This is a genomic window from Streptomyces sp. NBC_01012, from assembly GCF_045162755.1.
GTDB lineage: Bacteria > Actinomycetota > Actinomycetes > Streptomycetales > Streptomycetaceae > Streptomyces.
The window spans coordinates 1,924,701-1,949,592 of the sequence record NZ_CP108688.1; the positions used below are offsets into that span (position 1 = coordinate 1,924,701).

Genomic DNA, 24,892 nt, shown 5'->3' on the forward strand with positions numbered 1-24,892 from the left:
GGTCGCTCCTCACGAACCCTGCGGCTGGCGGGCCGCCCCGGTCGACAGACGGGGGCCGGTCGGCAGGAAGGCGGACCAGGCGGCGGGAATCGGCGTGGGGGTGACGTCCTTGTACCCGAGACGGTTCTGCGCCTGCTGGGCCTCCTGCCGGCTCGCGTCCTTCTCCTTCTGCGTCCCGGACTCACCGATTCCGGAGTCGTCCTCCGCGCTGTCGCCGTTGGACTGCATGGCGTAGCGCAGTCCGGTGTCGGTGACCAGGAACTGCGGTCCCGAGTCGGGGCTCGACCCCTTGAACTGGCGGAAGAGCAGGCCGGATCCGGGAGTGACGTAGGCGCTGCTGGAGCCGGTGGGGAGGGTGGCGGGGAAGCCGGTGCCGGCCCAGGTGCTCAGCGTGCCGGAGCCGTCCTTCTCCGAGACTCCGCGCAGGACGTTGCACACGGTGTTGCGGCTGCCGCTCGTCGCGCTCGCGGAGTTGACGGGCGTCGCCTCGCTCGTCGGCCAGTTCAGCTCCTGCCCGAACGGCTTGCCGGGCTCGAACGCTCCGGCGCTGACGTTCTGCGCCTTGCCGCCCTGGTCGAGCGGGACCAGGGCGCTGCTGCTCAGCAGGAGCTTGGCGACGAAGTCGGACACCGGGGCGACCCTGCCCTGGAGCACCACGTACTGCTGGGTCCCGGTGCCGGAGGTCGCGGCGAGGATCATGCCCACCTTGTCGGCCCCGGACGACAGCGCCCCCGGAACGCCCGCATCCGCACCCGGGGTTCCCTCGATCTCCGGGATGCTGACCGGGTCTCCCTTGTGCAGGGTCTCCAGCCAGTCGGCGGACACCCGCTGGGGGTCACGGTCCGGGCCGACCAGGGTGCGCAGCAGCAGTTCGTCCTTCTCCACCTCGTACGCGGTGCCCGTGGCGTCCACGATGTAGCGCGTCTTGTCCGGGCCCTCGACGTACATCACGTCGCCGCCCCGCAGCTTGCTCGCGCCCTCGGTCTTGCCCTGCTCGCGCTCCGCGAGGACGAACGCCGCCTTCTGGATGGCCCTGCCGCCCTCGCCGGGCTGCTCGCACACCGCCCAGCGCTTGGCGGCGGCCGCCTCCTTGGCGTCCGGCAGGCGGTCGGGGGCGTACGGGATGCCGAGCGTCGCACCATGAGGGATCTTGCCGTTGTCGAGGACCGATTCGTCGACGTTGACGACGGTGCCCTTGTCCGGATCGAGGAGCAGTTTGGCGCTGGTCATGTTGAGCACGGGGTGGAGCTGGTTCTTGCCGTCGGTGTTCAACACCACATAGCGGGTGGTGGACTTGCTGGCGATGATGACGTTCTCGTACGGGGTGTCCCACTTGTCCGGTGCCACCGGCTTGAACATCCCCCAGGCGCCGAACACCGCCAGGACGACCACGCCGACGATCGCTCCGGGTACCACCGCGCGCAGCGGTCGCGGCGCGCCCTCCTCCGAGCCGGACGGGTGGGGCTGCAGGAACTGTGCGACCAACCTCCGCTTCGCGAAGGTGTAGGCATTGAGTTCGTCCCGCCGTGATGCCATGTGCGCGCTGCCCCTTCTCCCCAGTGGGCGACCAGGTTCCCACACCCGCGGTGGACCGCTGCCGTCGACCGGGGACCCCTACTATGCCTGTTGGCACTTGGCTCTCACCGCTCAGGTAGGGTGATCGCCCGATCAACGCCCGTGTAAAAAACGGTGAATACGGACACGAGGGGGCAACGCGGCGATGGCTGCAGCGACGGGGGAGCGCACGGGGCGGGCCAGCCGGCGAACGCCCGGCCCTTCCCGGCGGCAACGCAGCAACGGGCCGGACGCGGGAGCCCCCCTTCAGCCGATGGGCACCCCCGCGGCGGCCACGCTCCATTCGATCTCCAGGACCGGCCGGGTCGGGCCCGCGCTGCGGCGCCTGGTTCTCGTCGAAGCGGCCCTGGCAGTGGCCCTGGTGGGAGCCGCGCTCGGCGGCGCCTGGATGATTCCCGCCGGCGTGATCGCCTGTCTGCTGGTCCTTCTCGCGGTGGTACGCCGCCGGGGCAGGGCCGTGCAGGACTGGCTGTCGACCGTGTCGTCGCTCCGCCGTCGCAGGCGGACCGCCGTGGCGCCGCCCGCCGAGACGGAGCCGCAGCTGGCTCCGGTGACGGAGAACGTCCCGGGGTTCGCTCCTTACATCTATGTGGACGGCGCCCGCCGCACGGTGGGCATGATCGGGGACGGTACGTTCCTGACCGCTGTCGTACGGGTCGAGGCGAGCGGTGAGTCGCTCCGCCGGGCCATGGGCGCCCGGGCGCTTCCGCTGTCGCTCCTGGGCGACGCGCTCGCGGTGGACGACATCGTGCTGGAGTCCGCGCAGCTCGTGCAGCAGGTACGGCCCGCCCCTGCGCCGCATCTGCCGGAGCGGTCGGTGGCCCGGCTCTCGTACGCCCCTCTCCAGGACCGCACCGGGGCACCCGCACTGCGGATGACGTGGGTGGCGGTGAAGCTGGACCCGGAGCTGTGCCGGGAGGCGGTGGAGGCCCGCGGTGGCGGGATAGGCGGAGCCCAGCGGTGCCTGGTGCGGGTCGCGGACCATGTGGCGAGCCGGATCACCGGTGCGGGGTTCCGGGCCTCGGTGCTGGACCAGGATGAGGTGAACTCCGCCGTGGCGACGTCCGCCTGTGCCAACCCCATCCTGTCGGCACGCGCCGGACGCCAGGACGCCGCGCCTCAGCGGCGGACGACGGAGACGACGCGGGTCTGGCGCTGCGACGACCGCTGGCACACCACGTACGCCGTGGACCGCTGGCCCGAGCTGGGCCGGGGAGCGACCCCGCTGCCGAGGCTGGTCGCCCTGCTGACGTCGGTGCCCGCGTACGCGACGACGTTCAGCCTGACGGTGCGCCGCGGCGCACACCAGGGGCATATGTCCGTGCGCGGCCATGTACGGATCACGGGCGGCTCGGACACCGAACTCGTCGGGGTACGCAGGACGTTGGAGCAGGCCGCCCGGCACGCGGAGGTCAGTCTCGTACGACTGGACCGCGAGCAGCTGCCGGGTGTCCTGGCCACGCTCCCGCTGGGAGGCGCGCAGTGACGAAGTCCATCGCTCCGAGGCGGGGACTGCTGGGTCCACGTCATGCCGGCCACACCCTGGCGGCCGACCATCTGGGCGCGCTGTCGCTGCCGGTGGGGGACGACGGGGTGATCATCGGCGACGACGCCGAGGGGCGCCCGCAGATGATCGGGTTCCACCGGCCGGCGCCGTACGACGTCCTGTTGATCGGCGGCCTGTGGACCGCACAGGTCCTGGCGCTGCGCGCTGCCGGTACGGGGGCGCGGGTCGCGGTCGAGACGGGCCGCACCCAGGCGTGGACGACGCTGGCGCAGGCCGCGGGCGCCGGTCTCGAGTGCATCTCGCTCCATGACGTGGGCCGGGTCCCGCCGACCGGCGCGACCGTGGGCAGCCCGGTGGTGGTGGTGCGCGACTGCGGCATGCGTCCGCCCCGTGGCCGGGTGGTGTCGTCGCCGTGGCAGTCGGTGCTGACGCTGCTGCCCTATCTGAGCCCCGTGGCACCCCGGTTGATGCGGGCGGCGACGCTCGTGGGAGTACAGCGGGTGTCGCCGGGTGAGGCCGAGCAGATCGGCCGGATCCTGGGGCTCGCTCGGGCCGAGAGCGAGGCCCTGCCCACTCTGGCCGACGGTGTCACGCTGTGGGTCGCGGGCCGTGAGCGTCACTGGGTGATGACCGGCGCGACGGACGTGGAGACCGGATTGCTGGGCACCGCGCGCAGGATGGACTGAAACCTGTCTCGTTCGCGCCCCTGACCCGCCGCTTTTCTGGATCATTACGGGGGAACGACACAGTTCGACCGAAGGGAAGTGCGTATGGGCACCCAGCAGGAGAAGGACGAGCTCTACGCTCTCGACATCTCGGATGTGGAGTGGCTGAGCGCACCCGGTACCGAGCAGGTCGAGGAGCGGGTCGAGATCGCCCACCTTCCGGGGGGCGCGGTCGCCATGCGTTCGTCGCTGGATCCGGAGACCGTGCTGCGTTACACGGAGGCCGAATGGCGCGCGTTCGTGCTGGGCGCGCGGGACGGTGAGTTCGACCTCAAGTAGGGCGACCGTACGGTGAGACCTGACCGCGCGGTGTGACTTGACCGTACGGTAAGCCCTGACCGCGCGGTGTGATCCGACCTGCGCGGCATGACCTGGCCGGCACGGTGCTATTGGCGCGGTGTTACCAGGCACGACGTGGGGGCGGCTGTCGGGGACGGCCGCCCCTTCTCCGTGTTCCGGCACGTCCCCGTGCACGACAATTCGCCCGTTCCCTTACGTTCTGCCGCACTCGGCCTGCCCCTGGGCCGCAGCCGATCCCAGGGGCAGTTGCCGGTGAGCGATACGCCCTGCCGTAGTCCGCCCCATGGCGATTAGGGTGGGTGTAGGCGCGGCAGAGGAACCTGCGGGCAGGCACTGCGCGTCGACAAGGGGGAGAGCCGGGCGGACCGGACAAAACGGGAACGGTCGCCCCCACCCACCACGGCACAAGGGTGCTCGACCACACCAGGAGGCAAAGTGAACGGCGATCGGGACGAGATCAGCGGGGGATGGAACACACCCGTCGACGAGTCGTCCGACGCGGATCCCGCCGAGATGACGGGTGAGTTCACCATCGACTACACCCCTCCCGCCTGGTACACGCAGAACGCGTCGGGCGACTCCTCGGGAGGAACAGGGTCACACCTGGCACCGCCTCCGCCGCCGCAGGGGGCGCCGGTGTCCGTACCGGGGCTGCCGGCTTCCGGCGGATTCGAGCCGGGGCGGCCTCCGGCTCCGGCCGCGCCGTCCGAAGCGTCCTCCGAAGCGGCGTCCGCCGCCTCGTCGGAGCCGCCCTCACCTTCCTATCAGCCCACTCCCCCGGCATCGGCTCCGGCTTTCCCTGCGACGGGCTCGGACGAGTCCGGCTCCACGGGTGGCGCGGCCGATCCGTTCGGGGGCGGTGATGTGGAGAGCGGCGCCACCATGCGCTTCTCTCCGGCCTCGCTGAAGCGGGAGATCGCCGAGCGCGAGGCGGCCAAGGCGGGCGGGGGCGCCGACACCGGCAGCGATGCCGCGTCCACGGTGTCCGGTTCCGCCGATTCACCCGAAGGTCCCGACTCCCTTGAGTCCTCCGAGTCCCCCAAGTCACCTGAGTCCCCCGAGTTCGCATCTTCCGCCGCCTCCTCCGATCCCGATGGCACGGATCCGGCCGGTCGGATCGGTGCCGATGTGGATGAGGACGCGGATGCGGATACAGATACGGACGAGCAGGGGAATGCCCCGGCGTCCCGGGGGGCCGAGGAGTCCCGCGAGGACCGAGAGCACGCGGCCGGGACCGGCGCCCCGGAGGCGGACGACGAGCAGGCCGACCAGCAGGCCGACGAGTCCACGGACGACTCCGTGACCGACGCGGAGCCCCAGGACACACCGCCGGCGGGTACACCGTTCGATGGCGCGTCACCTTCCGACGCACCGCCCGCCGAAGCACCGCCTGCCGGTACGCCCCAGGCCGCCCCGCCGTCGAACATGCCCGCCCCCTGGTCGCCGGCGCCGCCCGCGCAGGGCGCCCTGCCCCCGCTGCCGCCCGCCTTCCAGCCGGCCGCGCCACAGCCCGGCGCTCCGCAACCCGCGCCCCAGTGGCCCGCACAGCAGCCCGCTCCGCCCGCCGGGGCGGCAGGCGGCTACGGATTCCCGCAGACACCTCCGGGGACGCCCCCGCCCGCGCAGCCCTCCCCTGCGGCGCCCCAGCCGCCGGTACAGCCCAACGCGCCCGCCCCGCAGGGCGGTTACGGCTTCCCGCAGCAGGCAGCACAGCAGGCACCGCAGCAGCCGTTCCCGGCTCAGGGCACTCCTCAGCTGCCGCCGGCCGCGCAGCCCCAGCCCCAGCCCCAGCCCCAGCCCCAGCCCCAGGGTGGTTACGGGTTCCCGGCTCCCCAGGCCGGACAGCCCCCGCAGTACCCCGCACAGCCGCAGCCGGGAGCTCCGCTGCCCCCGCAGGTCCCCCAGCAGCCGGCCCCCGGCACGCCGAACCTGCCCGCCCAGCAGCAACAGCAACAGCCCGAGGCCTACCAGCAGCAGCCCGCGCCCCAGGCCCCGCCCGTCGACCCGCGCACCGGGTCAGCCTGGCCGACGCCGGTCACCCATGACCAGCGCGAGCGCTCCGTACCGGGCGCCCCGCTGGGCTACACCGCCGCCGTGGAGCTGTCGTCCGACCGCCTGGTACGCGGCAAGCAGAAGGCCAAGAGCAGCCGCAACCCGTCCGGCGCCTCCCGCTTCAAGCTGGGCGGGAAGAAGGAGGAGGCCGAGCGGCAGCGCAAGCTGGAGCTGATCCGTACGCCGGTGCTTTCCTGCTACCGGATCGCGGTCATCAGCCTCAAGGGCGGCGTCGGCAAGACCACGACCACCACGGCGCTCGGTTCGACCCTGGCCACCGAGCGGCAGGACAAGATCCTCGCCATCGACGCCAACCCGGACGCCGGCACGCTGGGCCGGCGGGTGCGCCGGGAGACCGGGGCGACCATCCGCGACCTGGTCCAGGCGATCCCGTACCTCAACTCGTACATGGACATCCGCCGGTTCACCTCGCAGGCGCCCTCCGGTCTGGAGATCCTCGCCAACGACGTGGACCCGGCGGTCTCCACGACGTTCAACGACGAGGACTACCGCCGGGCGATCGACATCCTGGGCAAGCAGTACCCGATCATCCTCACCGACTCGGGCACCGGCCTGCTCTACAGCGCGATGCGTGGGGTGCTGGACCTCGCCGACCAGTTGATCATCATCTCGACGCCGTCCGTCGACGGCGCCTCCAGCGCGTCCACCACGCTGGACTGGCTGTCGGCGCACGGGTACGCGGACTTGGTGCAGCGCTCCCTGACCGTCATCTCCGGTGTCCGCGAGACCGGGAAGATGATCAAGATCGACGACATCGTGCAGCACTTCGAGACCCGCTGCCGCGGTGTCGTGGTCGTGCCGTTCGACGAGCATCTGTCGGCGGGCGCCGAGGTGGACCTCGACATGATGCGCCCGAAGACCCGCGAGGCCTATTTCAATCTCTCCGCGCTCGTCGCGGAGGACTTCCAGCGGGCCCAGCAGCAGCAGGGGCTGTGGACGGCGGAGGGCGGGAGTCCGCCGCCGCAGTTCGCCCCGCCGATGCCGGGCCAGCAGGCGCCCGGCCAGCCGATGCCCGGTCAGCAGCCGTACGCACCGCAGCAGCCCGGTCAGCCGTACCCGGGCCAGCCGTATCCCGGACAGCCGTACCCGGGACAGCCGTATCCGGGACAACCGCAGCAGCCGTATCCGCCGCAGCAGCCCTACGGCGGGCAGCAGCAGCCGCCCCAGCAGGCCGCCGCGCCGCAGCAGGGCTACCCGCCGCCCCCGGGTCCCGGTGCGCAGGACAACAGCTGGCAGCAGCAGCCGCCGCCCGCCCAGGCTCAGCCCGGCGGCGGTCAGGCGGGACCGCCCGCACCGCCCGCGCAACACGATGGCCAGGCACATCAGTCCGGAGGGCCCGGACTGCAGGGCCCCGTTCCGCCCGCGGGATGGCAACAGCACCCCCCGCAGCCGCCGCCGGCGCCTCAGCAATGAGGCGGCGATGAGACGGCAGTGAGCCAGTCGTCACGCAGCAGCAAGGCCAAAGAGGTCTAAACCAATGAGGGCCCGCACCGTTCGCACGGTGCGGGCCCTCGTCGTATTCCCGCAGACCACACGCGGTTTGGCGGACCGTTGACGCGACTCGACCGCCGCTGATAAACCTTCGCTTCACCAACTGGCGAACCAGAGATCTGCCCGCCTTCACCATGCGAGTCATGACGCGAGGTCCACGTCCATGGTCACAAGAATCTCACCACGCTCCTCCCGCCCACGCGGCCGTCTGCGCGTTCTTCTCGCCTCCGGAGCCGCCGCCCTGGCGCTGGCCGCCGGTTCGGTCGTCCCCGGAAACCCGTTCGGCCCCGCCCCTCAGGCGCAGGCGGCCGACGGCAAGTCGACCCTCACGGTCGCGGTCGCGCAGAGCGTCGACTCCCTGAGCCCGTTCCTCGCGCAGCGGCTGGTCTCCACCAGCGTCAGCCGGCTGATGTATGACTTCCTGACCAACTACGACGCCAAGGACAACCACGCGATCCCCGGGCTCGCCAAGGAGTGGGAGACCTCGGCGGACAAGCTGACCTGGACGTACACCATCCGGTCCGACTCGAAGTGGTCGGACGGGGAGCAGGCCACCGCCGAGGACGCGGCGTGGACCTTCAACAAGATGATGACCGACGAGGGTGCGGCCACCGCCAACGGCAGTTTCGTCTCCAACTTCAAGAAGGTGACGGCACCCAGCGCGGACAAGCTGGTCATAGAGCTGAAGAAGCCTCAGGCCACGATGACGGCGCTGGACATCCCGATCGTCCCCAAGCACGTCTGGGAGAAGGCCGGCGACCTCTCGAAGTTCAACAACGACACGAAGTTCCCGGTCGTCGGCAACGGGCCCTTCATCCTGACGGACTACAAGGTCGACAGCTATGTGAAGCTGAAGGCCAACAAGGACTTCTGGCGGGGCTCGCCCAAGTTCGACGAGATCGTCTTCCGCTACTACAAGGACCAGGACGCGGCGGTCGCCGCCCTCCGAAAGGGTGAAGTTTCCTTCGTCGCCGGAAGCCCCAGCCTGACCCCCGCCCAGGCCGCCTCGCTGAAGTCGGCGGAGAACATCAAGGTGAACGACGCCCCGGGGCGCCGCTTCTACGCGCTGGCCGTCAACCCGGGTTCGCGGACCAAGGACGGCAAGAAGTTCGGCGACGCGAACCCCGCGCTTCAGGACGAGAAGGTCCGTAAGGCGCTGTTCATGTCCGTGGACCGCTCCACCATCATCGACAAGGTCTTCCAGGGGTACGCCGTGGAGGGCGCGGGCTACATCCCGCCGCGCTTCGACTCGTACTTCTGGGAGCCGCAGGCCGGGCAGAAGGTCGACTACGACCCGGCGAAGGCCGGCGCCCTCCTCGACGAGGCGGGGTACAAGAAGGACGGCTCGGGCAAGCGGACCGGCAAGGACGGCAAGCCGCTCGACCTGCGCATCCTGTGCCACGCCACGGACCCCAACGACAAGGCGGTCGGCAAGTACCTCAAGGAGTGGTGGGGCGAGCTCGGCATCGGTCTCAAGGTCGACTGTCGCGACAACGTCTCCGACCCCTGGTTCGCCGGTGAGTACGACCTCGCCTTCGACGGCTGGTCCGTCAACCCGGACCCCGACTTCGTCATGTCGATCCACACCTGCGCCGCGCTCCCGACCAAGGCGAAGCAGACGGCGGCGACCGACAACTTCATGTGCGACAAGCAGTACGACGAGCTGTACGCGAAGCAGCTGGCCGAATACGACCCCGCCAAACGGGCCGACCTCGTGAAGCAGATGGAGTCGCGGCTGTACGACACGGGGTACATGAATGTCATGGCGTACCCCAATGCCGTCGAGGCCTACCGCACCGACCAGATCGAGTCCCTCACGACGATGCCGTCGGACGCGGGCAACATCTACGGTCAGGACGGTTACTGGAGCTGGTGGTCGGCGGTCCCGGCCGCCGGTGCGTCGGACGGTTCGTCCGGCGACAGCGGCAGCTCCACCGGAGTCCTCATCGGTGTCGGAATCGCTGTAGTCGTCCTCGCCGGTGGCGGGCTGCTGTTCGCCATGCGTCGTCGTTCCACCGCGGAAGACCGTGAATAGTCCATGAGCACAGAAAGCACTCCCGCGCTCGGGCAGGGCGCGGCGGGCGTGGACGCTGTGCAGACCGACGGTCCGGCTCCGGCCGGGCCGTCGGCCCGCAGTCCTCGTGCCCGCAGCACGACCGCGTATCTCCGCTATGCGGCGGGCAAGCTGGCCGGTGCGGCCGTCTCGCTGTTCGCCGTGCTCGTCACCAGCTTCTTCCTGTTCCGGCTGATCCCCGGCGACCCGGTCAAGCACATGACCGGCGGCCGGCAGGTGTCGACCGAGCAGATCGCTGCGATGCGTAAGGAATTCGGTCTGGACCTGCCGCTCTGGCAGCAGTTCACCGAATACTGTGGCAAGGCCCTGACCGGGGACTTCGGCACGTCGTACCAGTTCCACGCGCCCGTCATGGACAAGATCGCGGAGGCGCTGCCCGCGACGCTGTTGCTCACCGGCACCGCGTTCGTGATCTACACGGCGATCGGGATCTGGCTGGGCGCCAGGTCCGCCTGGCGCAACGGCTCGGCGGGCGACCGCTTCCACACGGCCTTCGCGCTGACGCTGTACTCGGTGCCCTCCTTCTGGCTCGGGCTGCTCCTGATCATCACGCTGTCGGTCGGTTTCGGGCCCGTTCCCGGTCTCTTCCCGACGGGAGGCATGGAGTCCGGCGGCGAGAGCGGCTTCGCCCATGTCATCGACGTGGCCCACCACCTCGTGCTGCCGGTCGTCACCCTCGTCGCCGTGGAGTACGCGCGCACCCTGCTGGTGATGCGGTCGTCGCTGCTCGACGAGATGGGCAGCGACTATCTGACGACGGCCCGTGCGAAGGGGCTCCGCGACGACCTCGTACGCCGCAGGCACGCCGTTCCGAACGCGATGCTGCCCACGGTGACGCTGCTCTTCGTCAATCTGGGCAACACGGTGGCCGGTGCCATCCTGGTGGAGACGGTGTTCTCCTGGCCCGGCCTCGGCGGGCTCTTCTACCAGGCGCTGAGCGTGCCCGATCTGCCACTGGTGCAGGCGCTGTTCTTCATCTTCGCCGCCGCGGTGATCCTGATGAACACGCTCGCCGATGTGATCTATCCGCTCCTCGATCCCCGGGTGGGCCGATGACGACCACGACCGACGCCGCGCCCGCCATCGGCCCGCGCGCGCTGACCTGGGCCCGCCGGCGGCAGGCCGCGGCCCGCTTCTGGCGCCAGTACCGCGGACACCGGACCGGCCTCGTGGGCCTGGCCGTGCTCGCGCTGATCGCCCTGACCGCGCTGGCCGCCCCGCTGCTGGTGGGCGCGGACTCGCAGAGCGTCACCGCCGCACCGGGCGGCCCGCTGGAGGCACCGAGTGCGGAGTTCCCCCTGGGCACCGACCAGTTCGGCCGCAGCCTGCTCGCCCTTCTGGTGTGGGGGACACGGGTCTCGCTGACCGTGGGGCTGCTCGCCGCGTTCCTCTCGGTGGCCATCGGGACCCTGGTGGGCATCACGGCCGGCCACTTCAAGGGCTGGTACGGCACCGTCATCATGCGGATCACGGACTGGTTCCTGGTGATGCCGACGCTGGTGCTCGCCATCGCGCTGGCCACCGTGCTCTCGCGGTCCCTGTGGACGACGATCCTCGCCATCGGCGTGACGACGTGGCCGACGACCGCGCGCCTGGTGCGTGCGCAGACTCTGTCCGTGGAGTCGCGTCCGTACATCGAGCGGTCCAAGGCGCTCGGGGGCGGACACGGCCACATCATGTCCCGCCATGTGCTGCCCAACGTGATGCCCCTGGTGCTCGCGCAGACCACGCTGGTGATCTCCACCGCCATCCTCACCGAGGCGACCCTCGCCTTCCTCGGGCTGGGCGATCCCACGATCGTCTCCTGGGGCGGGCTCCTCCAGGACGCCCGTGAGGCCGGGGCTGTCAGCTCCGGCAACTGGTGGTATCTCGCTCCGCCCGGACTCGCCATCGCGGTCGTCGCACTCGCGTTCACGCTGTGCGGCCGCACCATCGAGTCCGTGCTCAACCCCAAGCTGGGGGTGTCCCGTTGACCGCCGTGAAGACCGAGAGCGTTCCGAAGCCGGAGACCGGGCAGCCGTTGCTCGACGTCCGGAATCTGCATGTCACCTACGGCAGCGGGGCCTCGGCCGTCCCCGCCGTACGGGGCGTCGATCTGAAGGTCGAGGCCGGCCAGAAGCTGGGCATCGCCGGGGAGTCAGGCTGCGGCAAGTCGACGCTGGCACTCGCCCTGCTGCGGCTGCTGCCCGCGTCCGCGTCCCTGAGCGGCGAGATCCTGCTGGACGGCGAGGACATCCTCACCATGAAGTGGGGCCGGCTGCGCGCCGTGCGCTGGGCGGGGGCCTCGATCGTCTTCCAGGGCGCGATGCACTCGCTGAACGCCGTGCACCGCATCGGGGACCAGATCGCCGAACCGATCCTGCTGCACAGCAGGACGACCCCGGCCGCCGCACGCGGCCGCGCGGGTGAGCTGCTGGAACAGGTCGGTCTGCCGGCCGCCCGTGCGGACGCCTATCCGCACGAGCTGTCCGGCGGTCAGCGTCAGCGCGTGATGATCGCCATGGCCCTGGCCTGCGACCCACGGCTGATCATCGCGGACGAGCCCACCACCGCGCTCGACGTGATGATCCAGGCGCAGATCCTGCGGCTGATCGAACAGCTCGTCAGCGAGCAGGACCTCGGCCTGATCATGATCAGCCACGATCTGGCGGTGCTCTCCGACACCTGCGACCGGCTGTCGGTGATGTACGCCGGCCGGATCGTCGAGGAGGGCCCCGCCAAGCAGGTGTACGAGGGCGCCAGGCACCCCTACAGCAGCGCGCTCTCGGCCGCGTTCCCCCGTATCGGGGACCTCGCGTCGCGCCACGCGCCGCGCGGCCTGCCCGGCGACCCCCCGGACCCCTCGGCGCTGCCGTCGGGCTGTACGTTCCATCCGCGCTGCACGGCCGCGCTCGACTCCTGCGCCACCGAGGACCAGGAGCTGCGGCCGGCCGGGCGCTCCCGGCGGGCCGCCTGTGTGCTGGTGGAACCCGAAGCGACCGCCCCGGCCGATCCGCACGGCGGTACCGAGGAAGCGAGGAGCACCTCATGACGACCACTCCCCCGGCCCCGCTGCTCAGCGCCGAGGCACTTGAGGTCGCGTTCCCCGGCCGGCGCGGGGCGGCGACCGCGCGGGCCGTCGACGGGGTCGACCTCGACATCCGTCCCGGTGAGATCGTCGCCCTGGTCGGTGAATCGGGCTGCGGGAAGACGACACTGGCACGGTCACTGCTGGGCCTGGTGCCGCCCACGGCCGGCCGTGTCACGTTCGGCGGCGAGCCGCTCGACTACACGGGCCGGGCGCTCAAGGCGTACCGCAAGCGGGTGCAGCTGGTGCTCCAGGACCCCAGCGGCTCCCTCAACCCGCGCCACACGGTGTACGACGCGGTGGCGGAGGGTCTGCGCATCCACGGTTACGCGGGCGACGAGCGGGAGGCCGTGGCCGGGGCGATGGCGCGCGCGGGGCTGCGGCCTCCGGAGCGCTTCTTCCTGCGGTATCCGCACGAGCTGTCCGGCGGTCAGCGCCAGCGGGTCGTGATCGCGGGCGCGTTGGTCCTGGAACCCGAGCTGATCGTCGCGGACGAGCCCGTGGCCTCGCTGGACGCCTCGGTGCGCGGCGAGATCCTGGCCCTGCTGCTGCGGCTGCGTACCGAACTGGGCCTGTCGGCCCTGGTGGTGACGCATGACCTGGGGCTCGCGTGGAACATCGCGGACCGGGTGGCGGTGATGTATCTCGGCCGGATCGTGGAGACGGGTGACGTCGAGCAGATCCTGACGGCGCCCCGGCACCCGTACACCCGGGCGCTGCTGTCCGTGCTGCCGGAGGCGGACGGCGATCCTGTGCTGCTTGCGGGCGAGCCGCCGGACCCCTCGAAGGTCCCGTCCGGCTGCCGCTTCCATGTCCGGTGCCAGGTCCTGGCCTCGGGTGAGGCGGAGCGCGCGGGTGTCGCGGATGCCTGCCGTACGAAGGAGCTGCCTGTGCTGGGCGGGGGCGGCAGCACCCAGGTCGCGTGCCACTGGGCGGCGGCGGAGCAGGTGACAGCCTGAGGGCTGTCCTAGGGTCTGTCGGCAGTTTGACGACAGACCCTAGGGGCCGGGGTGGTGGATCGTTCCTGCCAGCTCGCCCAGCGGGCGGCCCGTGCCGCCCCAGCGGTGCTGGATGATCTCGGCGGCGATGGAGACGGCCGTCTCCTCCGGCGTACGGGCTCCGAGGTCGAGGCCGACGGGTGAGGCGAGGCGGGTCAGTTCCGCCTCGTCCACCCCCGCCTCCCGCAGCCGGGCGACCCGGTCGGCGTGGGTGCGTCTGCTGCCCATGACACCGATGTACGCGGCGGGTGTGCGCAGCGCGGCGGCGAGCAGCGGCACATCGAACTTCGGGTCGTGGGTCAGGACGCACAGGACGGTGCGGGCGTCCACCGGGGTCGATTCGAGGTAGGTGTGCGGCCAGGCGCAGACGACCTCGTCGGCCGTGGGGAAGCGCTCACGGGTGGCGAAGGCCGGGCGGGCGTCGCACACCGTCACCCGGTAGCCGAGGAAGGTCCCGATCCTCGCCGTGGCCGCCGCGTGGTCGATGGCGCCGAAGACGAGCATGCGGGGCGCGGGGGCATAGGTCTGGACGAAGACGGTGACGTCCTGCATGCGGCGCTCGCCGTGCGCGCCGTACCGGGTGCCGGCGGTCGCTCCCTGGGCGAGCAGCCCGCGTGCGTCGTCGGTGACGGCCGCGTCGAGACCCGCGTCGCCGAGCGATCCGCCGACGCGGTCGGCCAGGACCATCAGCCGGGCGCCGGCCGGCGCGGCTCCGGACACCACGGTGGCGAGCGCGACGGGTTCCCCGGCGGCGATGGTGTCGACGAGCTCCCGCAGCGCGTCCCGGTCGGCCGCGTCCACGAAGGGCCGGACCAGGACGTCGATCGTGCCGCCGCAGGTCAGTCCGGTGCCGAAGGCCTCGTCGTCGCTGATGCCGTAGGTCCGCAGCTGTGTACGGCCCGTGGTGAGCGTCTCGGTGGCGGTCTCGTACACATCGCTCTCCACGCACCCGCCGGAGACGCTGCCCGCCACCGCGCCCGTGGCGGTCACCGCCATGACGGCGCCGGGGTCACGCGGCGCGCTTCCCCGTACGGCGACGACGGTGGCCAGGGCGAAGGGGGTACCGGCGGTGTGCCAGTCGCGCAGTTCCGACAGCAGTTCGCGCATGTGTGGACGTCCTCCCGGCTCGACGGCTCCTGCCCCCGACCATGCCCCGGGGCGGGCGCCCGCACCACAGGAAGGCGTCAGGCCTCCGTGTGCGCCGCGATCAGTTCGCTGGACCGCTTCACATCGGCGGCCATCGCCAGGAGCAGGTCGTCGATCGAGTCGAACTTCAGCATGCCGCGTACGTAGGCGAGGAAGTCCACGGCCACGTGCAGCCCGTAGAGGTCGAGGCCGACACGGTCGATCGCGTACGCCTCGACGGTGCGCTCGGTGCCGTCGAACTGCGGGTTGGTGCCCACGGAGATCGCCGCGGGCATCGCCTCGCCGTTCACCGTGAGCCAGCCGGCGTAGACGCCGTCGGCGGGGATCGCGGTGTGCGGCAGGGTCTCCACGTTCGCTGTGGGGAAGCCGAGCTCGCGGCCCCGCTGCGCGCCGCGCACCACGACGCCTTCGACACGGTGCGGACGGCCGAGGATCTCCGCCGCCCCCTCGACGTCACCCTCGGCGATCAGCCGGCGGGTGAGCGTGGAGGAGAACGGCTCGCCGCCGCCCGCGTCACCGGTCACATAGAGGTCGATGACCTCGACCTGGAAGTCATGGGTCGGACCGAGCTCGGCGAGGAAGGTGACATTGCCGGCGGCCCGGTGTCCGAAACGGAAGTTCGGGCCTTCGATGACGAGCTTCGCGTGCAGCCTGTCGACGAGCACCTTCTCGACGAAGTCCACGGGCGAGAGCTTCGAGAACTCGGCGGTGAACGGCAGGATCAGCACCGCGTCCACCCCCAGTCCCGCCATCAGCTCGGCGCGCCTCTGGTGCGGGGCGAGCAGCGGCGGATGGGTGCCGGGGCGGACGACCTCGCTGGGGTGCGGGTCGAAGGTGACGACGACGGAGGGTACGCCCAGCTCGCGCGCCCGCTCCACGGCACGGCCGATGATCAGCTGGTGTCCGCGGTGCACCCCGTCGTAGGAGCCGATGGTGACGACACTGCGCCCCCAGCCCTCAGGGATGTCCTCCAAACCACGCCAGCAGTGCACTGTGACCGCTCCTCGCCCGAACCTGTGTACGTGTGTATGTCCATTACGCAGGTCTAAGACTGCCATGCTCGCGTTCCACGGCCTGCATCGGCACCGGGATCCCGGGCGCCGAACCGTCGGGCTCCTCCATCGTCCGCCGGGCACCGGGGCCCACCAGGGCGGCCCACTCCTGCGGGGCGTCCGCCAGCCACCGGGTGACGAGGGCCGCGAATCCGGGCACGTCCCGGGCGAGTTCGATCAGGCCACGGTCGAAGCGTGCCGCCCCTTCGGCTGTCCGTACGAGAAGCATCCCCGTGCGGTGCACCAGGGCGCGGGTACGGGCTTCGGGGCGGCTGCCGGAGCCCTCGGCGGCAGCCCGCAGCAGGGCTTCGAGGACCTGCGGGTCCTGCCCTGTCTCCTGCTCGAACTCCAGCAGGACCTCCAGCAGCTCGGCCCGCAGCGGCCGTGAGGCCGCGCTCCCCCGGGCGGCGAGCACCTGGGCCAGCGCGGCGCGTACCGGCGGTGGCGCGGGGCGGTCCCGCAGCAGCCCGGTGACGAGGGGCAGCAGGAGCGCGCGGGCGGCGGGGCTGTGCTCCAGCCTGAGGTCGACATAGGCGGCGGTCTGCTCCCCCGCGTCCTCCCCCGGGCGGTCACGGCTGTCGATGTAGCGGCGTACGAGACCGGGGGCGTGCAGCGCCAGGGCGGGCGAGTCCAGGGCCGCGAGCCCGCGCAGGACACCGGCGGCGGCCTCCCCGGGCAGCGACAGACGGGCGCGCAGCGCCTCGAGGACCGGCTCGGGGTGCTCGGGGAACACCTCGGTGAGCAGGGCGAGCGGCAGCCGGGGGTCCCCCGCCGCGAAGAGCCGCAGGGCCGCGGGCAGATGGCGGCCACCGGTGTCCGGGTCCCGTACGAGGACGGTGAGCGCCCGGGCGTGCAGGGCCGTGTCGTCCGGCCGGGCCAGCAGGGTGAGTGCCGCGCCGCGCAGCAGGGCACGGTCGGAGGCGCGGAGGGGTCTGGCGGCGGCGAGCGCGGAGTGGACGGCGGCTGCGGCCCGGCGCTCGGGCCGCTCGTCGTCGCGCGCCCACCGGTCGACGGCCCGGCACAGGGCGGTGGGATCGTCCTCGGCGAGGGTGGTGAGCAGTTCGGCGGCGCGCGGGTGGACGGTGTCGACGAGCGCCTCGGTCAGGTCGTCGACGGCGAGGTCCCGGCGGGCGTACAGGAGGGCCTGCGCGGCGGCGGCCACGGTGAGCCGCATCGGCGGGCCGTCCCCCGCGGGCAGCGGGCTCTCGTCGGTGAACCAGCGGCACAGCAGCGGCTGGACGGTCCTGGGGTGGGTGGCGAGGCGCAGGGACACGGCGTCCAGATAGCGCTCGCCACCGTCCGCGCGGGGGGCGCCGTCGGCGGGCAGGAGGCGGCGCAGGAGGTCGATCCGGTCGTCCTCGGGCAGCCGGATCCGGCGCCAGAACCAGGGCCCGAATTCGGCGTAGGGACCGAGCGCGGCCCGGCCTCCGGACAGGGAGCGCCGGGTGATCCGCCCGGCGAGCACGCGCAGCACCCCGATGCAGGGCCGGGCGTCGGGCACCCTGAGCAGGCTCTCCCGGAGCAGACGGGCCGCCCACCAGCCGGCGTCGGTGAGGGCCTCGTCAGTCCCGGGGCCGTGCGGCAGGCGGTCCATCGCCTCGATGAGGTCCGCCATCCGGTGGGCCAGCGCCGCGTGCCCCTGGCGCCGCTCCAGCAGCAGCATCGCCTGGAGCACCGGGCCGATGCGGTGGCGCGGCACCGGGAGATTGCGGGGTTCGGCCGGGTCACGCGGGGCGGGTTCGGGATCCGTGGACGCGCCGTGCCGGCGGTGGACCAGCGAGTACAGCGCGGCGTCCAGGTCGAGGTGTGCGCCCTGCACCCAGTCGCCGAGCTCCTCGTGGCCGAAGCGGTATCCCGCGCCCGCCGGGACCAGCAGGCCCTCGGTGAGCGCGGCCGAGGCCCAGCCGGTGCGCCAGGGGAAGATCTCCTCGAACGAGGCCCGGTCCAGCTCGCCCTGCCCGGGGCCGAGGCAGCGTCTGGCCGCCTCGTGGACCTGACCGGCCACCTTCGCCGCGAGCCTGCGCACCGCCGTGCCCCGGAGCGTGGGTTCGGCCTGTGCCCCGATACGGACCGCGATCCGGAGGCAGGTGAGGTCCAGATGGGCGGCGAAGACCTCTTCCGTGCCGGGCCTGCCCGGCACGTCGGGGGGCAGCGCGGCGCGCACCTCGGCCAGCAGGCGCAGCGTGAGGGGATGCCGGTCGTGGCCGGGCGCGAGCGCGCCTGGCGGGATGTCGTACCGCTCGGCCGCCCGCTCGGCCTGCTCCGCCGTGAGGTCACCGAGCCGCACGGCGGGCGGCAGTCCGCCGGCCGGGTGCTCCGGACGGTGCAGGGCGCCCGGCGGGTACAGCGCGCCGGCGGTCTCCCAGTGCTCGGGGCGGCAGGCGACGGCCATCCGCACATCGTGGGCCGGCAGCCACTCGGCCGTCGCCGCGGTCCACCCGGGAAGCCGGTGGGCCAGCAGCGGCGGCATCTCCTCGGGGCCGTCCACGACGACCAGGAGCGGGTTCCCCGAGGCCGCGGCGAGTCGGGCCACCCGCTCGGGGGTCGCGGTCGCCATGTCGCCCCTGGCCCCGGCAGCGGTGAGGATCCGCCCCGAGCGTCGCAGCGCCCTGGTCATCGCGTCGGTGACCGAGGTGTCGTCGGCCAGCAGATCGGCTCCGCGCAGCCAGAGCGTCAGGGCGGGCACAGGCCCGCGGGCACGGCGGGCGGCCAGGGCGGCGAGCTCCGTGGTGCGGCCGGTCCCCGGGGCGCCCACCAGCCCGAGCACCGGACCCGTACCCGCCTCGAAGGCCGTGAACTCCGCGCTGGTGTGGGGGCGTTCGACGGCCTCCGTGCCGCAGGGCCGGCTGTCGGCGTGGCCGAGCGAGGTGGCGGTCAGCTGCAGCGCCCCGGCGAGGTTGAGGTCGCGGCCGTACCCGGGGACGCCGCTCGCGTTGCGCCGGAGCACCTCGGCCAGCGGGGCGGGGGCGTCCTGGACGGCCAGCGGTACCGCGAGTCCGGCGGTCTCGCGCCCGGCGCTCAGCGCGGTCGAGAGCACGCCGAGGACGGCCCCGGTGAGCGGGTCGGTCACCGGTCCGCCGACGGCCCCGCCGCCGGAGCGCAGCGCGTCGCGCCCGTCCGTGCCGAGCGCGAGCTCCAGCGCCTCGCCGACGGGGTGGTCGCGTCCCCCCTCGGTGTAGGTCGCGGGGGTGGTCCCCAGCACCCGCGCCTCGCGCCAGCCATGGGCGGCGATCCGCACATAGGCGCCCGTGCCGATCTGCTCGCGTACGGCGACGGGGAGCGGCTCCACCCCCAGGGCCGCGGGGTCGCCGGTGTGCAGCAGGGCGAGGCCCAGAGCGGGCAGCGCGGTGATGTCGTCGGGGCCGACGGGGCAGCTGCGGCCGTCGGCGGAGCGCAGCGTCAGGGGCGCGGAGCGCGCGACGGCCTGATGGCTGGTGACGACCGTGCCCCGGTCGTCCGCGACGAATCCGGTTCCCCGCGGGCGGCCTGCCTCATCGCAGATACTCACAAGTTTCGACCGGTCCCCGCTGCCCATGGTCCGACGTTAGGTCCCGGATGATCGGCACCGGTAACGCGCGGGGCGAAAGCGCCCCCCTCGCACCCCCCGGTCACTCCGAGCGCCCGTCCATTGGGGTGAATCGGCGTGTCCGGATGGACAGAGATGTTCAGGGGGAGGGGAATCGTGGAGCGGGCACGCGCCGGAGGGGGAGCTGCCCGCTCCACGATGGGTCTGGGCCGCCGGGAGGCCTCAGGCGAAGACGGCGAGGCTCTTGGCCTTGCCCTTCTGTTCCTCGACGAGCACGAGGAACGCCCCGTCGGGCCCGAAGACGCCGACCGGCCCCGGCGGATACTCCGGCATGTCGAGACGTACGCCGTTGAGCAGCAGCTTGGCGCGCCTGTCGTCCACGTCCCAGCGCGGGAAGGCCGACGCGGCCGCCTCGGCCACCGGCATCACGGTCAGCTCCTCCTGGTGCTGGTCGAGGGTCCGTGCCGCGTCCAGGCCGTACGGTCCGACCCGGGTGCGCCGCAGCGCGGTCAGATGCCCGCCGACGCCGAGCCCGGCACCGAGGTCGCGGGCCAGGGCGCGGATGTACGTACCCGACGAGCAGACGACGGAGACGACCAGGTCGACCACCGGGGTGCCGTCATCGGCGACCGCCTCACGGACGTCGTGGACCTGGAAGGACGAGATGGTCACCGGACGCGCCGGGATCTCGAACTCCTCGCCGCCGCGCACCCGGGCGTAGGACCGCTTGCCGTCGATCTTGATGGCGCTGACCTTGGACGGCACCTGCATGATCGCGCCGCTCAGCGCGGCGACCCCGGCGTCGATGCCCTCCCGGGTGACCCCCGAGGCGTCGGTGGACGAGGTGATCTCGCCCTCCGCGTCATCGGTGACGGTGTCCTGGCCCAGCCGGACGGTCCCCAGGTACTCCTTCTCGGTCAGCGCGAGATGACCGAGCAGCTTGGTCGCCCTCTCGACGCCGAGGACGAGGACCCCGGTCGCCATCGGGTCCAGCGTGCCGGCGTGGCCGACCCGCCGGGTGCGGGCGATGCCGCGCATCTTGGCGACGACGTCGTGCGAAGTGAAGCCGGACGGCTTGTCGACGATGACAAGTCCGTCCGGCGTCTTCTCCCGCTTCTGCTGCTCGTTCTGCTTGTCCTGCTTGTCCTGCTTGTTCTGCGTCATGCGGAAGGCGAGTCCTCGTCGTTCTCGTTCTCCGGCTTGCGGTACGGGTCCGCGCCTCCGGCGTAGGTGGCACCGGAGGACGCCTCGCGGACCTTGGCGTCCGAGGCACGTGCCCGGTCGAGCAGGTCCTCGATCGCCTTGGCGTTGTCCGGCAGGGCGTCGGCCACGAAGGCCAGCGTCGGGGTGAACTTCGTCCCCGCCGCCGCGCCGACCGCCGAGCGCAGGATGCCCTTGGCGCTCTCCAGGCCCGCGGCCGCGCTGGCCCGCTCCTCGTCGTCGCCGTAGACCGTGTAGAAGACCGTGGCCTCCCGCAGGTCGCCGGTGACGCGGGTGTCCGTGATGGTCACGTGCGTGCCCAGACGCGGGTCCTTGATACCGCGCTGCAGTTTCTCGGCGACCACCACCTGGATGAGGTCTGCCAGCTTCTTCGCCCGCGCGTTGTCGGCCACTGGTCCGTCTCCTATCTGAACGTGCTCAATCGTCTTCGTCGTTGTGCAGCCGCCGTCGTACGGACAGCAGCTCCACTTCGGGCCGGCCCGCGATCATGCGCTCGCACCGGTCGAGTACGTCGGTGAGGTGTCCGGTGTCCCCGGAGACCACGGCAACGCCGATCCTGGCCCTGCGGTAGAGGTCCTGGCCGTCCGTCTCCGCCACGCTCACCCCGAACTTGCGGTGGATCTCGGCGACGATCGGGCGGACGACGGAGCGTTTCTCCTTCAGCGACCGTACGTCGCCGAGGAGCAGATCGAAGGACAGCGTCCCCACGTACATGTGTGTCCGGATATCCCGCCGGTTCGGGTTCGGGTGCCCGGGGATGCCCCCGGGCCGGCACAGCCGTGCCCCGCCCTCACTCGGCGGAGACACCCGAACCGTACACGCAACAGCCGGGGCCGATCGACGGAAATACGACCCGTCGACCGGCCCCGACCGTGCAGGAGGACCCGGGGGTCTCCCCCCGGGCAATCCCGTTGATCAGCCTCGCGGCTTCTCGCGCATCTCGTACGTCGCGATGACGTCGTCGATCTTGATGTCGTTGAAGTTTCCGAGGTTGATACCGCCCTCGAAGCCTTCGCGGATCTCGGTGACGTCGTCCTTGAAGCGGCGCAGACCGGAGATGTTGAGGTTCTCCGCGATGACCTTGCCATCGCGCAGCAGGCGCGCCTTGGTGTTGCGCTTGACCTCGCCGGAGCGGACCAGCACACCGGCGATGTTGCCCAGCTTGGACGAGCGGAAGATCTCGCGGATCTCCGCCGTGCCGAGCTCGACCTCTTCGTACTCCGGCTTGAGCATGCCCTTGAGGGCCGCTTCGATCTCTTCGATCGCCTGGTAGATGACCGAGTAGTACCGGACGTCCACGCCCTCGCGCTCGGCCATCTGCTCGGCACGCCCCGCGGCGCGCACGTTGAAGCCGATCACGATGGCGTCGGAGCCGGTCGCCAGGTTGATGTCCGACTCGGTGACCGCACCCACACCGCGGTGCAGGATCCGGATGTCGACCTCTTCACCGACGTCGAGCTGGAGCAGCGAGGACTCGAGAGCCTCCACCGAACCGGACGCGTCGCCCTTGATGATGAGGTTGAGCTCCTGGACCAGACCGGCCTTGAGCGCCTCGTCCAGGTTCTCCAGGGAGAACCTGACGCCCTTGCGGGCGAAGTTGGCGTTGCGCTCACGGGCGGCACGCTTCTCGGCGATCTGACGGGCCGTACGGTCCTCGTCGACGACCAGGAGGTTGTCGCCGGCACCCGGGACGTTGGTGAGACCCAGGACCAGGACGGGGGTCGAGGGACCCGCTTCCTGGACGTTCTGACCGTTGTCGTCGAGCATCGCCCGGACACGGCCGTACGCGTCGCCGACAACCACCGTGTCACCGATGCGCAGCGTTCCGCGCTGGACCAGGACGGTCGAGACGGCACCGCGGCCGCGGTCGAGGTGGGACTCGATCGCAATGCCCTGCGCGTCCTGCTCCGGGTTGGCCCGCAGGTCGAGCGAGGCGTCGGCGGTGAGGACGACGGCCTCCAGGAGGGACTCGATGTTGAGGCCCTGCTTGGCGGAGATGTCGACGAACATCGTGTCGCCGCCGTACTCCTCGGCCACCAGACCGAACTCGGTGAGCTGACCGCGCACCTTGGTCGGGTCGGCACCCTCGACGTCGATCTTGTTGACCGCGACCACGATCGGCACCTCGGCCGCCTTGGCGTGGTTCAGCGCCTCGATCGTCTGGGGCATCACACCGTCGTTCGCCGCCACCACGAGGATCGCGATGTCGGTGGACTTCGCACCACGTGCACGCATGGCGGTGAACGCCTCGTGACCCGGGGTGTCGATGAAGGTGATCCTGCGGTCCTCGCCGTTGACCTCGGCACCGACCTGGTACGCACCGATGTGCTGCGTGATACCGCCGGCCTCGCCCGCGACGACGTTCGTCTTACGGATCGCGTCCAGCAGCCGGGTCTTACCGTGGTCGACGTGACCCATGACGGTCACGACCGGCGGACGGGAGACCAGGGCCTCTTCGCCGCCCTCGTCCTCACCGAACTCGATGTCGAAGGACTCGAGCAGCTCGCGGTCCTCCTCCTCCGGGCTGACGATCTCGAGGACGAAGTTCATCTCGTCCGCGAGCAGCTTCAGCGTCTCGTCGGGGACCGACTGCGTGGCCGTGACCATCTCGCCGAGGTTCATCATCACGCCGACGAGCGACGCCGGGTTCGCGTTGATCTTCTCCGCGAAGTCCGTGAGGGAAGCACCGCGGGACAGCCGGACGGCCTGCCCGTTGCCGCGGGGCAGCATGACGCCGCCCACCGACGGGGCCTGCATCGACTCGTACTCCTGGCGCCTCTGCCGCTTCGACTTGCGGCCACGACGCGCGGGACCGCCGGGACGGCCGAACGCACCCTGTGTGCCACCACGGGCACCCGGGCCGCCGGGACGTCCACCGAAGCCGGGACGGCCGCCGAAGCCACCGCCACCGCCGGGACGACCTGCGCCGCCACCACCGGGACCGCCGGGACGGCCGGCGAAACCGCCGCCGCCACCACCGGGACCGGCCGGACGGCCGGCGAAGCCGCCGCCACCGGGACGACCGCCGCCGCCACCCGGGCGACCGCCGCCGCCGGGACCACGGCCACCGCCGGGGCCACCACCGGGACGCGGGCCCGCGGCGGGACGCTGCGGCATCATGCCGGGGTTCGGACGGTTGCCCGAGGGGGCACCGCCCGGACGGGGAGCCTGCGGACGGGGCATGCCGCTCGGGGAGGGACGTGCACCACCCTGGCCCTGGGGACGCGGGGCGCCACCGGGACCACCCTGGGGGCGCGGGGCGCCGGGGCGCTCCTGACCGCCGCCGGGGCGCGGGGCACCGCCGGGACGGGGCGCCTGGGGGCGCGCCATGCCGGTGGAACCGCCTGAGGTGAAGGGGTTGTTGCCCGGACGGGGTCCGGACGGACGCGCGCCGCCGGGGCGCGGGGCGCCCTGGCCCGCGGGACGCGCGGGGCGGTCGCCGCCACGCTCGCCACCACGGCCGCCGTCACGCTGACCACCGTCGCGCTGACCGCCGGCCGGAGCCGGACGCGCGGGACGCGGCCCAGGGGTGGCACCCGTGGGACGCGGGGCCTGCTGGGGTGCGGCGGGCTGCTGCGGCGCGGCCGGCTGCTGGGCCGGAGCCGGAGCCGAGAACTCCGCGGCGGGCACCGGAGTGACCGGGGCGGGCTTCGGCGCGGGCCTGGGGCCCGGACGGGGTCCCCCCGACGGAGCGGACGGCGCAGAGGGTGCGGACGGCGCCGCGGGGGTGCTGCTCGCCGGAGTCTCCGCGGCGGCCGGCTTGGGGGCCGGGGCGCCGGGCTTCGGGGCAGCGGGACGTGCCGCGGAGGCCGGAGACGGCGCCGCGGGCTTCGAGGGGGCGGCCTTACGAGGCGCGCCAGGCTTCGCTGCGGGCTTGCCGGCGTTGCCGCCGGGACCCTGCAGTGCGTCAGTCAATTTGCGTACAACCGGCGCCTCGATCGTCGAGGACGCCGAACGGACGAATTCACCGAGTTCTTGGAGCTTGGCCATGACGACCTTGCTCTCCACGCCGAACTCCTTGGCGAGTTCGTATACCCGGACCTTAGCCACTTCGCTCCTTTTAGGTCCGGGTTACCGCCGGACCGTCGCTACTTCATGGGCGTACTCATCGCGTACTCATCGAGTGCTCATCGCAAT

At 72.1% G+C, this 24,892-nt stretch carries 17 protein-coding genes; 9 read left to right on the top strand and 8 right to left on the bottom strand.

What is annotated here, in order from left to right; genetic code table 11:
• Positions 1-9 precede the first annotated feature (9 nt).
• Positions 10-1,536 carry a type VII secretion protein EccB gene (gene eccB, locus OG623_RS08295; protein WP_406145571.1) on the bottom strand — a complete coding sequence of 509 codons (1,527 nt, stop codon included), beginning with the start codon at positions 1,534-1,536 and terminating at the stop codon, positions 10-12.
• A 184-nt stretch (positions 1,537-1,720) separates the two neighbouring features.
• On the opposite strand from eccB, the gene eccE reads away from it, so the two are divergent.
• The 9 genes from eccE (at position 1,721) to OG623_RS08340 (ending at position 13,771) form a co-directional block, all read left to right on the top strand.
• Entirely contained in the window at positions 1,721-3,061 is a 1,341-nt protein-coding gene (gene eccE, locus OG623_RS08300; RefSeq protein ID WP_406145572.1) for a type VII secretion protein EccE, read from the top strand.
• Positions 3,058-3,768: a hypothetical protein gene (locus OG623_RS08305; protein WP_362891457.1), complete on the top strand. Its 711-nt coding sequence runs from the start codon at positions 3,058-3,060 to the stop codon at positions 3,766-3,768. The genes eccE and OG623_RS08305 overlap by 4 nt, the downstream gene beginning before the upstream one ends.
• Before the next feature lie 84 nt (positions 3,769-3,852).
• Positions 3,853-4,086 carry a DUF397 domain-containing protein gene (locus OG623_RS08310; RefSeq protein WP_406145574.1) on the top strand — a complete coding sequence of 78 codons (234 nt, stop codon included), beginning with the start codon at positions 3,853-3,855 and terminating at the stop codon, positions 4,084-4,086.
• A gap of 456 nt (positions 4,087-4,542) precedes the next feature.
• Entirely contained in the window at positions 4,543-7,593 is a 3,051-nt protein-coding gene (locus OG623_RS08315; RefSeq protein ID WP_406145577.1) for an SCO5717 family growth-regulating ATPase, read from the top strand.
• Between the two features lie 241 nt (positions 7,594-7,834).
• A complete protein-coding gene (locus tag OG623_RS08320) occupies positions 7,835-9,706 on the top strand; it encodes an ABC transporter substrate-binding protein (RefSeq protein ID WP_406145579.1) in 1,872 nt (623 codons plus the stop codon).
• 3 nt (positions 9,707-9,709) lie between these two features.
• Positions 9,710-10,801, top strand: a complete 1,092-nt coding sequence (locus tag OG623_RS08325; protein ID WP_406145581.1) for an ABC transporter permease — start codon at positions 9,710-9,712, stop codon at positions 10,799-10,801.
• Positions 10,798-11,718 (top strand): ABC transporter permease, encoded by a 921-nt coding sequence (locus tag OG623_RS08330; protein ID WP_406145583.1) that lies wholly within the window; start codon positions 10,798-10,800, stop codon positions 11,716-11,718. Before OG623_RS08325 ends, OG623_RS08330 begins: the two co-directional genes overlap by 4 nt.
• Complete coding sequence (locus OG623_RS08335) at positions 11,715-12,776, top strand: ABC transporter ATP-binding protein (protein ID WP_406145585.1); 1,062 nt, start codon at positions 11,715-11,717, stop codon at positions 12,774-12,776. The genes OG623_RS08330 and OG623_RS08335 overlap by 4 nt, the downstream gene beginning before the upstream one ends.
• Positions 12,773-13,771: an oligopeptide/dipeptide ABC transporter ATP-binding protein gene (locus OG623_RS08340; protein ID WP_406145586.1), complete on the top strand. Its 999-nt coding sequence runs from the start codon at positions 12,773-12,775 to the stop codon at positions 13,769-13,771. The genes OG623_RS08335 and OG623_RS08340 overlap by 4 nt, the downstream gene beginning before the upstream one ends.
• Positions 13,772-13,810: 39 nt before the next feature.
• Here OG623_RS08340 and OG623_RS08345 read toward each other — a convergent pair whose 3' ends face one another.
• The 7 genes from OG623_RS08345 to infB all read right to left on the bottom strand — a co-directional run bounded on the left by OG623_RS08345 (position 13,811) and on the right by infB (position 24,805).
• A complete protein-coding gene (locus OG623_RS08345) occupies positions 13,811-14,917 on the bottom strand; it encodes an XdhC family protein (protein ID WP_406145588.1) in 1,107 nt (368 codons plus the stop codon).
• Positions 14,918-14,994: 77 nt separating this feature from the next.
• Positions 14,995-15,948, bottom strand: coding sequence for a bifunctional riboflavin kinase/FAD synthetase (locus OG623_RS08350; RefSeq protein WP_406145589.1), 954 nt, complete (start codon positions 15,946-15,948; stop codon positions 14,995-14,997).
• A gap of 43 nt (positions 15,949-15,991) precedes the next feature.
• Positions 15,992-19,543: a trypsin-like peptidase domain-containing protein gene (locus OG623_RS08355; protein ID WP_406145590.1), complete on the bottom strand. Its 3,552-nt coding sequence runs from the start codon at positions 19,541-19,543 to the stop codon at positions 15,992-15,994.
• A 213-nt stretch (positions 19,544-19,756) separates the two neighbouring features.
• The gene (gene truB / locus OG623_RS08360; protein WP_406145591.1) at positions 19,757-20,698 is read right to left on the bottom strand and encodes a tRNA pseudouridine(55) synthase TruB; all 942 of its coding nucleotides are present in this window, start codon (positions 20,696-20,698) and stop codon (positions 19,757-19,759) included.
• Positions 20,695-21,147 (bottom strand): 30S ribosome-binding factor RbfA, encoded by a 453-nt coding sequence (gene rbfA, locus OG623_RS08365; RefSeq protein ID WP_406145592.1) that lies wholly within the window; start codon positions 21,145-21,147, stop codon positions 20,695-20,697. The genes truB and rbfA overlap by 4 nt, the downstream gene beginning before the upstream one ends.
• A gap of 25 nt (positions 21,148-21,172) precedes the next feature.
• On the bottom strand, positions 21,173-21,469 hold the full coding sequence (locus OG623_RS08370) for a DUF503 domain-containing protein (protein ID WP_406145593.1): 297 nt from the start codon (positions 21,467-21,469) through the stop codon (positions 21,173-21,175).
• A 201-nt stretch (positions 21,470-21,670) separates the two neighbouring features.
• The gene (gene infB / locus OG623_RS08375; protein ID WP_406145594.1) at positions 21,671-24,805 is read right to left on the bottom strand and encodes a translation initiation factor IF-2; all 3,135 of its coding nucleotides are present in this window, start codon (positions 24,803-24,805) and stop codon (positions 21,671-21,673) included.
• Positions 24,806-24,892 lie beyond the last annotated feature (87 nt).